Source organism: Pantoea sp., assembly GCF_028283705.1.
Lineage (GTDB): Bacteria > Pseudomonadota > Gammaproteobacteria > Enterobacterales > Enterobacteriaceae > Pantoea.
The window spans coordinates 551662-561047 of sequence record NZ_JAPWKD010000034.1; the positions used below are offsets into that span (position 1 = coordinate 551662).

General features: G+C 51.2%; 10 protein-coding genes and 1 pseudogene. 8 read left to right on the forward strand and 3 right to left on the reverse strand.

Annotation, left to right across the window (positions count from 1 at the left end; all coding sequences use genetic code 11):
- Positions 1-30 precede the first annotated feature (30 nt).
- Entirely contained in the window at positions 31-1635 is a 1605-nt protein-coding gene (gene gshA, locus PW844_RS29315) for a glutamate--cysteine ligase (protein WP_299460418.1), read from the forward strand.
- A gap of 150 nt (positions 1636-1785) precedes the next feature.
- Positions 1786-2301, forward strand: a complete 516-nt coding sequence (luxS, locus tag PW844_RS29320; RefSeq protein ID WP_084876445.1) for an S-ribosylhomocysteine lyase — start codon at positions 1786-1788, stop codon at positions 2299-2301.
- 61 nt (positions 2302-2362) lie between these two features.
- Here luxS and PW844_RS29325 read toward each other — a convergent pair whose 3' ends face one another.
- Together PW844_RS29325 and PW844_RS29330 are read right to left on the reverse strand one after the other, a co-directional pair.
- Positions 2363-3649: an HlyC/CorC family transporter gene (locus PW844_RS29325; RefSeq protein WP_299460422.1), complete on the reverse strand. Its 1287-nt coding sequence runs from the start codon at positions 3647-3649 to the stop codon at positions 2363-2365.
- A 13-nt stretch (positions 3650-3662) separates the two neighbouring features.
- Positions 3663-4463, reverse strand: a complete 801-nt coding sequence (locus PW844_RS29330; protein WP_208716237.1) for an inner membrane protein YpjD — start codon at positions 4461-4463, stop codon at positions 3663-3665.
- A gap of 166 nt (positions 4464-4629) precedes the next feature.
- On the opposite strand from PW844_RS29330, the gene ffh reads away from it, so the two are divergent.
- The 5 genes from ffh (at position 4630) to rplS (ending at position 8139) form a co-directional block, all read left to right on the forward strand.
- The gene (ffh, locus tag PW844_RS29335) at positions 4630-5991 is read left to right on the forward strand and encodes a signal recognition particle protein (protein WP_299460425.1); all 1362 of its coding nucleotides are present in this window, start codon (positions 4630-4632) and stop codon (positions 5989-5991) included.
- Positions 5992-6133: 142 nt separating this feature from the next.
- On the forward strand, positions 6134-6382 hold the full coding sequence (rpsP, locus tag PW844_RS29340; RefSeq protein WP_013510204.1) for a 30S ribosomal protein S16: 249 nt from the start codon (positions 6134-6136) through the stop codon (positions 6380-6382).
- A gap of 18 nt (positions 6383-6400) precedes the next feature.
- Entirely contained in the window at positions 6401-6949 is a 549-nt protein-coding gene (gene rimM / locus PW844_RS29345) for a ribosome maturation factor RimM (RefSeq protein ID WP_299460428.1), read from the forward strand.
- Between the two features lie 35 nt (positions 6950-6984).
- Positions 6985-7749, forward strand: coding sequence for a tRNA (guanosine(37)-N1)-methyltransferase TrmD (trmD, locus tag PW844_RS29350; RefSeq protein WP_299460494.1), 765 nt, complete (start codon positions 6985-6987; stop codon positions 7747-7749).
- 42 nt (positions 7750-7791) lie between these two features.
- Positions 7792-8139, forward strand: a complete 348-nt coding sequence (gene rplS / locus PW844_RS29355; RefSeq protein WP_299460431.1) for a 50S ribosomal protein L19 — start codon at positions 7792-7794, stop codon at positions 8137-8139.
- Between the two features lie 67 nt (positions 8140-8206).
- Here rplS and PW844_RS29360 read toward each other — a convergent pair whose 3' ends face one another.
- A complete protein-coding gene (locus tag PW844_RS29360; RefSeq protein ID WP_084876419.1) occupies positions 8207-8728 on the reverse strand; it encodes a GNAT family N-acetyltransferase in 522 nt (173 codons plus the stop codon).
- 300 nt (positions 8729-9028) lie between these two features.
- On the opposite strand from PW844_RS29360, the pseudogene PW844_RS29365 reads away from it, so the two are divergent.
- Positions 9029-9386, forward strand: a pseudogene (locus PW844_RS29365) (3-deoxy-7-phosphoheptulonate synthase); the annotation flags it as partial.

The following is a 9386-nucleotide window of genomic DNA, read 5'->3' on the forward strand; positions in this document are numbered from 1 at the left end:
TCGCACAGATTCGAGGCTACGGTTAACATTATGCTGAACAAAAATAAATTATTCGCACAGCGGGAGGTTAATGTGATCCCGGACGTATCAAAAGCGCTCTCCTGGCTGGAAGCGCATCCCGACGCGTTAAAGGGTATCGGCCGTGGTATTGAACGCGAAACCTTGCGTGTCAACCCGGATGGTCATCTGGCAACGACCGGGCACCCAGAGTCTCTGGGTTCAGCGCTGAAACATGATTGGATTACTACCGATTTTGCCGAGACGCTGCTGGAGTTCATCACGCCTGTAGATCAGAACATCGATCACATGCTCAGTTTCCTGCGCGATATTCACCGCCACGTGGCGCGTGAACTGGGGCAGGAGCGCATGTGGCCCTTTAGCATGCCGTGCATTATTGACGATGCCGATAACATCGAGCTGGCGCAATACGGTAGTTCCAACATTGGCCAAATGAAGACGCTGTATCGCCAGGGGCTGAAAAATCGCTATGGCGCGTTGATGCAGACGATCTCAGGTATCCATTACAACTTCTCACTGCCGCTGTCGTTCTGGCAGGAGTGGGCGGATGTCAAAGATGCGGAAAGTGGTAAAGAGACCATTTCTGCCGGTTATCTGCGCCTGATCCGTAACTATTATCGCTTCGGCTGGGTTATCCCGTATCTGTTTGGTGCTTCGCCGGCAATTTGCTCGAGCTTCCTGCAAGGCCGCGAAACCAATCTGCCGTTTGAAACGAACGACAAAGGGACCTTGTGGTTGCCGTATGCAACCTCCTTGCGCCTGAGCGACCTTGGATATACCAATAAATCGCAAAGTGGGTTGGGTATCACCTTCAACTCACTGGATGGCTATGTTGCGGCGCTAAAAGCCGCGATCAAAACGCCATCGGAAGAGTATGCGGCCATGGGTACTAAAGATGCCGATGGTAACTGGCTGCAGCTGAATACCAATGTGCTGCAGATTGAGAACGAGCTGTACGCGCCGATTAGGCCGAAGCGTGTGACACGTTCCGGTGAAGCACCGTCAGATGCGCTGCAACGTGGCGGCATTGAATATATTGAAGTCCGTTCGCTGGATATCAACCCATTCTCAGCGATTGGCGTTGATGCGACCCAGGTGCGTTTCCTCGATTTGTTCCTGATTTGGTGTACGCTGGCCGATGCGCCGGAAATGAGCGCAGATGAATTGCTGTGCAGCCGTAAAAACTGGAATCGAGTGGTGCTGGAAGGCCGTAAGCCGGGGCAGGTGATTGCCGTGGGTTGCAGTGAAACGCAGCATACGCTGGTTGAGGTAGGTAAGGCCCTGTTTGCTGATTTGAGTCGCGTAGCAGAAGTACTCGACAGCAATCATGGCAGCACGCAATATCAACAGGTTTGCGATCAACTGGTGGCATCGTTTGACGATCCTGAGCTAACCTATTCGGCGCGTATCCTTCATGCAATGAAGGAAAATGGTTTGACCGGGACCGGAGTGGCGTTGGCTGAACAATATCGTCATTTGTTATGCGAAGAGCCGTTACAGGTTCTGAGTGAGGATGACTTTACTCGCCAGGCGCAGGATTCAGTGCTCGCGCAAGAGAAGCTGGAACAGAGCGATACGCTGGATTTTGCGAGCTACCTCGCCAGCCGGGAAGGGTAAAAAAGAAAAGGCCACATCACTGTGGCCGAATTAACATCTCTGTTGTCAGGGATGATGATAACAAATGCGCGTCTTTCATATATTCAGACGTTGGGCGAACAGAAAAGTTTCATCGTTTTAAAAAAAATTCTCAAAACAGGAGGTGACAATATGCCACTGCTGGATAGTTTTACTGTAGATCACACCATCATGGCGGCGCCCGCAGTACGCGTAGCAAAAACCATGAAAACTCCTCATGGCGATACCATCACCGTTTTTGACCTGCGTTTCTGCCGGCCGAACAAGGAAATCCTGACTGAGCGCGGCATCCATACGCTGGAGCACCTCTTCGCTGGATTTATGCGTAATCACCTGAATGGTGAAGGCGTGGAAATCGTTGATATTTCGCCGATGGGTTGCCGTACCGGCTTTTATATGAGCCTGATTGGCACGCCGGACGAACAGCGTGTGGCAAAAGCGTGGAAAGGGGCGATGGAAGATGTTCTGAAAGTAAAAGAACAGAACCAGATCCCGGAATTGAACGAATATCAATGTGGTAGCTACAAACTGCATTCGCTGGATGAAGCGCAGCAGATTGCCCGCAACGTGCTGGCAAGCGAGATCGGCGTTAACTACAACGAAGATCTGAAACTGCCGAAAGAAAAGCTACAAGAACTGCATATCTAGTTTTTTGCTGATGCAGAAAGAAAAATGCCGCGATTATCGCGGCATTTTTTTATGCTTCAGTTCAGGAACCGATGGAAGACTTTAGCGGTGTATGCGGCGTAATACGTGCCTGTTTCACCATGTTGTCCTGCACATCAAGAATATCAATATCGTACTTACCAATTTGTACCTGGGTGCCAACCTGAGGGATTTCTTCCAGCACTTCCAGCAGCATACCGTTGATGGTACGGGCTTCTTCTTCCGGTAATGACCAGTTGAAGGCCTTGTTGATTTCACGAATATTTGCACTGCCTTCAATCAGAACAGAACCGTCGTTCTGCGGCATGACCTCTTCGGCCAGCGTCGGAGACATTGAGGTGGTGAAATCGCCAACAATGTCCTCAAGAATGTCTTCGATGGTGACCAGACCTTTGATATCGCCATACTCATCCACCACTAACCCCACTTTCTTCTTATTGCGCTGGAATTTAACCAGCTGCACGTTAAGCGGGGTACCTTCCGGCACATAGTAGATTTCATCGGCGGCACGCAGCAGTGTCTCTTTGTTGAATTCTTTTTTCTCGGTCATCATGCGCCAGGCTTCACGGACCCGCAGCATGGCGACGCAATCATCCAGCGAGTCGCGGAATAATACGATACGACCATGCGGTGAATGACTGAGCTGACGAACAATCGATTTCCAGTCGTCATTAATGTTGATGCCGACAATCTCGTTACGCGGCACCATGATGTCTTCAACGCCCACCTTTTCCAGATCCAGCACTGACAGCAGCATATCCTGATTACGGCGTGACATCAGGCTGCGTGATTCATGGACGATGGTGCGTAGCTCTTCCTTACTTAACGCCGAACTGATGGAGCCATCCGTTTTGATACCAACCATGCGCATCAGAATGCGTGTAATGGTGTTGAGCAGCCATACCAATGGCAGCATCACATATTGCAGCGGAGCGAGCAGGAAACTACTGGGATAAGCGACCTTCTCCGGATAGAGCGCGGCGATGGTTTTGGGCAGCACTTCAGCGAACACCAGCACCACAAAAGTCAGTACGCCGGTTGCTATCGCGACGCCGGCATCACCGTATAAACGCATGCCGACGATAGTGCCTAACGCCGAGGCGAGGATGTTGACCAGGTTATTACCGATCAGCACCAGACTGATCAGTCGATCTGGCCGACGCAGTAATTTTTCGACGCGCCGTGCGCCGCGCTGTCCGTTTTTAGCCTGATGGCGCAGCTTGTAACGATTAAGCGTCATCATGCCGGTCTCTGAACCGGAGAAATAGGCCGAGACCAGCACCATGATGACCAGGGTGATGATCAGCGTGGTGGTTGAAACATGTTCCAACGCAAAAATTCCTTTAGTGAGACGATTGAGTTAGCAGGTGCTGCAGTACACGGCTGCCGAAGTAGGCCATGGTCAGCAAAATCGCACCGCTGCAATTGAACCAGACGACACGGCGACCGCGCCAGCCTTCGTGGTAATGTCCCCAGAGCAGAACGATATAGACGAACCAGGCAATGATTGAGAGTACCGCTTTGTCCACATTCTCGGCGCTGAACAGATTGTGCATATAGAACAGACCGGTGCACAGCACCAGCGTCAGCAGCACGACGCCAACCTGAGTGATGTGGAACATTTTGCGCTCAATGGTGAGCAGCGGTGGCATATCCTGGGTGAACGCCAGCTTTTTATTTTTTAACTGATAGTCAATCCACGCCAGCTGCAACGCATAAAGGGCGGCAATGATCAGGGTGGCATAGGCAAACAGCGACAGGCCGATGTGAATCATCATGCCCGGCGTGGTTTCCAGATGGGTAATAAACGCGTTGGGCACGAAAGTGGCAAAGGCCAGATTAATCAACGCAAAGCTGTAAACGATAGGCAGCAGCAGCCAGCCACGATTGCGTGACGCCACGATGGTCATAATCGAACAGATCAGCAGGCTCACCAGCGAACCTATGTTCAACAGGCTGAGATTTTGGCCGTTATCGACGGCAAAAATACGCTGTTGCAACGCGATGGCGTGGGCAATCAGCGCCACACAGGCGGAAAGTACCGCAAGGCGTCGCCAGCCACCGTTGCGTTTCAACAGGCTGGGTATGATCAGAGCAAGGCTGATAGAGTAGGCGAACAGCGCCACGATCGCAGAAACAAACATAGATCCTGTCAGGTGTCGGTCAGATAAGGAAAAAAGCAGTATAACGTTAGCCGCATCAGGCTCCAAACGATCTGAAGGGCAATTGCAGAGATCGGCCTGGCTTCGTGTTATAATCCGCCGCATTGTGTCGCCCTGGCGGCCTCGCTATGTTTTTAAGTGAGAGAGCATGTTTGATAATTTAACCGATCGTTTGTCGCAAACCCTGCGCAATATTAGCGGCCGCGGAAGGCTGACCGAAGACAACATTAAAGACACGCTGCGCGAAGTGCGTATGGCGCTGCTGGAAGCGGATGTTGCGCTGCCAGTCGTACGTGAATTTATCAACCGTGTGAAAGAGCGCGCGGTTGGTCATGATGTGAACAAGAGCCTGACCCCAGGTCAGGAATTCATCAAAATTGTTCGCAATGAGCTGGTCGAGGCGATGGGTGCAGAAAATAATGCACTCAACCTGGCCGCTCAGCCACCGGCCGTCGTATTGATGGCGGGTCTGCAGGGTGCGGGTAAAACCACCAGCGTTGCCAAGCTGGGTAAATTCCTGCGTGAGAAGCACAAGAAAAAAGTACTGGTCGTTTCTGCTGACGTCTATCGCCCGGCGGCGATCAGACAGCTGGAAACGCTGGCGCAGCAGGTTGGCGTGGATTTCTGCCCGTCTGACCTGAGCCAGAAGCCTGTCGATATCGTGAACAACGCGCTGAAAGAAGCTCGTCTGCAATTCTACGACGTTCTGATCGTGGATACCGCGGGCCGTCTGCACGTTGATGAAGCGATGATGGACGAAATCAAGCAGGTACATGCCGCGATTGATCCGGTAGAAACCCTGTTTGTTGTTGATGCCATGACGGGTCAGGATGCCGCCAATACCGCGAAAGCATTTAATGAAGCGCTGCCGCTGACCGGTGTGATTCTGACCAAAGTCGATGGTGATGCACGTGGTGGTGCGGCGTTGTCGATTCGCCATATTACCGGCAAGCCGATCAAATTCATGGGTGTTGGTGAGAAAACTGAAGCCCTGGAGCCGTTCTACCCAGATCGTATTGCATCGCGCATCCTGGGTATGGGCGATGTGCTGTCGCTGATTGAAGATATCGAAAGCAAAGTTGACCGCGAGCAAGCGGAAAAGCTGGCGAAGAAACTGAAAACCGGCGATGGCTTTGACCTTAACGATTTCCTTGATCAGCTAAAGCAGATGCGCAACATGGGTGGGATGGCAAGCCTGATGGGCAAGCTGCCTGGCATGGGCCAACTGCCGGATAATGTGAAATCGCAGATGGACGATAAACTTCTGGTGCGTATGGAAGCCATCATCAACTCGATGACACGCAAAGAGCGTGAGAAGCCGGAAATCATCAAAGGCTCACGCAAACGCCGTATCGCCCTGGGTTCAGGCATGCAGGTGCAGGATGTTAACCGACTGCTGAAGCAGTTCGATGACATGCAGCGCATGATGAAGAAAATGAAGAAGGGCGGCATGGCGAAAATGATGCGCAGCATGAAAGGCATGATGCCGCCAGGATTCCCCGGTCGCTAAGGCGACCGGTAAAATGCCGGAAAAGTGAGATGCTCAGGTTGCTTTTTGCGCCAAAATGAGTAGAATTTTCGGGCTTTATATATTGCACCCGGGCCCCGTTCCTCGATGGGGCCCGGTTGTTTTATTAACTAATGAGGATGTTATGGTAACTATTCGTTTGGCACGTCACGGCGCGAAAAAGCGTCCGTTCTATCAGGTCGTCGTTACTGACAGCCGCAATGCTCGTAACGGTCGCTTCATCGAGCGCGTAGGTTTCTTCAACCCGATCGCTGCTGGTCAGGCTGAAGGTCTGCGTCTGGATCTGGACCGTATTGAGCACTGGGTTGGCCAGGGCGCAACGCTTTCTGATCGCGTTAACGCGCTGATCAAAGAAGCAAAAAAAGCAGCTTAATCTGTCACGGTGGTGAGCATGAGCAGAAAACCTGCCGCACAGCCTCCCGCTAACCCAATCGTATTGGGGAAGATGGGTGCCGCTTACGGCATTCGGGGCTGGCTCAAAGTGTTTTCTTCCACCGAAGAAGCCGAAAGTATCTTTGACTATCAGCCCTGGTTGATTCAGCACGCCGGTCAATGGCAGCTGGTCGAACTGGAGGGCTGGAAGCACCACAATCAGGATCTGATCATCAAAGTCAAAGGCATTGATGATCGGGATGCAGCGGCACAGTTAACCAATTGCGAAATTACGGTTGACTCCGCGCAACTGCCAGCGCTGGAAGAGGGTGATTACTACTGGAAAGACCTGATGGGTTGCAAAGTAGTAAACCTCGAAGGCTACGAAATGGGCAAAGTCATTGATTTGATGGAAACCGGTTCGAACGACGTTCTCGTCGTAAAGGCAAACCTGAAAGATGCATTCGGTGCACAGGAGCGGTTAATACCGTTTCTTGATGAACAGGTTATCAAGAAAGTCGATCTCTCTACTGGCACTATTGAAGTAGATTGGGATCCTGGTTTTTGACCTCCGGATCAACCGGTAACGTAACGGCGAACGCGATGTGGATTGGTGTTATTAGCCTGTTTCCAGAGATGTTTCGCGCTATTACCGATTTCGGGGTAACTGGCCGGGCAGTAAAAAATGGCCTGCTCAGCATTGAGAGCTGGAGTCCGCGTGACTTCACGCACGACCGGCACCGTACCGTGGATGATCGTCCTTACGGCGGCGGACCGGGAATGCTGATGATGGTGCAACCTTTACGGGACGCCATCTCCGCAGCGAAAGCAGCGGCGGGAGAAGGGGCTAGGGTGATTTATCTTTCACCTCAGGGGCGCAAACTTGACCAACAGGGCGTTTGCGAACTGGCGACACATCAGAAGTTGATTCTGGTATGTGGTCGCTATGAAGGGATTGATGAGCGCGTTATTCAAACCGAAATTGATGAAGAATGGTCAATCGGTGATTACGTACTCAGTGGCGGTGAGCTACCAGCCATGACGTTGATTGACTCCGTCGCCCGGTTTATACCCGGCGTTCTGGGGAAGCAGGCGTCAGCCGATGAGGATTCGTTCTCGGACGGTTTGCTGGATTGCCCGCACTATACCCGACCTGAGGTGTTAGAAGGGATGGATGTACCGGCAGTGTTACTGTCGGGGAACCATGCCGATATTCGCCGCTGGCGTCTGAAACAGTCGCTAGGCCGTACCTGGCTGAGAAGACCTGAACTTCTGGAAAACCTGGCTCTGACTGTAGAGCAAGCAAGGTTGCTTACTGAGTTCCAGCGGGAACATCAGCAGCAACAAAACGATGAGGCGGAAGAGTAATCTTCCCTGACTATCAGTTTACCCAGGATAAGAGATTTAATTATGAGCAACATTATCAAGCAAATTGAACAAGAGCAGATGAAACAGGACGTACCTTCCTTCCGTCCGGGTGATACCGTGGAAGTGAAAGTATGGGTCGTTGAAGGTTCTAAGAAACGTCTGCAGGCATTCGAGGGCGTGGTTATCGCTATTCGTAACCGCGGTCTGCACTCTGCATTCACTGTTCGCAAGATTTCTAACGGCGAAGGCGTTGAGCGTGTCTTCCAGACTCACTCTCCGGTAATTGACAGCATTGCTGTTAAACGTCGTGGTGCTGTGCGTCAAGCCAAACTGTACTACCTGCGTGAGCGTACTGGTAAGTCTGCTCGTATTAAAGAGCGTCTTAGCTAAGAGCTCGCGAAAGCGACATCTCAAAGTTAATAGCAAACAAGGGGTTGGCATCTGCCAGCCCCTTTTTTTATCTACGTTCTAAATGATAAATGGCGGTATTCACCGGGCCGCTTTCCAGCACGATTAACCCGTAGCGATAATCAATGAAACTAAACCCGCTGCGTTCTGCCACTGCGCGGCTGGCCAGGTTATCAGCAGCGGCGAGAATTTCCAGTAACTTCACCTCGGGTGATTGAAAGCCTAATTCAATCAGCTGCGCCACAGCCCGTGTCGCGACGCCCTGGCGCTGGGCAGATGAGCGCACCCAATAACCCAGAGCACAGAATTCTCCGGGTTGGCGGGCAAAACGGATCCCAGCCCCGCCAAGCAATTGATCATTACCATCGACAATGGCGAACTCTTCGGCTTCACCTCTGGCCCGCTGGAGATGGGTAAAATTGATCCAACTGACGGCTTCATCATTACGATAGTCATCATGTGCCCACTCCATCCACGGGCTAAGGCTGGGAAGCGATGCATTCACCGCCTCGGTAAAAGCCTCAGCATCCTGCAAATTGTAGGGGCGGAGATGTACATGAGGAATTGCCATAAGATCGATCCCAAAAAAGTCTATTTAACAGAATGTTAGCCCAGATGATGCCAGGGGCGGTATTAAATTTCCACAATGAGTGTAATTAATAGTTTACATTATGGTGTAATATTGTTGTGCGGTTTTTTATTTTTAATTTTATGAAATAAAACAATTTTATTTAAAATTACCTTGTTGGTTTTTATGTGTGGTAATAAAAGTGTACATCTGTGGATTGCATGATTTACGACTTATGGTAAAGTGAACGCCATCCTCAGTGAGGATCCCAACACGCATAAACGAGTAAAAAGGATCGCAATCATGCAAAAAGACGCGCTGAACAATGTGCATATCGCCGATGAACAAATTTTAATCACCCCGGGAGAGTTGAAAGCGAAATTTCCGCTCAGTGCTGCTCAGGAAGCGCAAATCGCGGCTTCCCGTCAGACCATCTCCGACATCATCGCGGGCCGCGATCCGCGTCTGTTGGTGGTGTGTGGCCCTTGTTCAATCCACGATACCGAAGCTGCACTTGAATACGCCCATCTTTTGAAAACTCTTTCTGAGCAGTTGAAGGATCAGCTGTACATCGTTATGCGTGTCTATTTTGAGAAACCCCGTACCACCGTCGGCTGGAAAGGGTTAATCAACGATCCTTACATGGACAACTCGTTTGATA

Coding starts and splice junctions, on each gene's coding strand:
- gshA (WP_299460418.1), top strand. CDS start 31: ATGCTGAACAAAAATAAATTATTCGCACAGCGGGAGGTTAATGTGATC.
- luxS (WP_084876445.1), top strand. CDS start 1,786: ATGCCACTGCTGGATAGTTTTACTGTAGATCACACCATCATGGCGGCG.
- PW844_RS29330 (WP_208716237.1), bottom strand. CDS start 4,463: ATGTTTGTTTCTGCGATCGTGGCGCTGTTCGCCTACTCTATCAGCCTT.
- ffh (WP_299460425.1), top strand. CDS start 4,630: ATGTTTGATAATTTAACCGATCGTTTGTCGCAAACCCTGCGCAATATT.
- rpsP (WP_013510204.1), top strand. CDS start 6,134: ATGGTAACTATTCGTTTGGCACGTCACGGCGCGAAAAAGCGTCCGTTC.
- rimM (WP_299460428.1), top strand. CDS start 6,401: ATGAGCAGAAAACCTGCCGCACAGCCTCCCGCTAACCCAATCGTATTG.
- trmD (WP_299460494.1), top strand. CDS start 6,985: ATGTGGATTGGTGTTATTAGCCTGTTTCCAGAGATGTTTCGCGCTATT.
- rplS (WP_299460431.1), top strand. CDS start 7,792: ATGAGCAACATTATCAAGCAAATTGAACAAGAGCAGATGAAACAGGAC.
- PW844_RS29360 (WP_084876419.1), bottom strand. CDS start 8,728: ATGGCAATTCCTCATGTACATCTCCGCCCCTACAATTTGCAGGATGCT.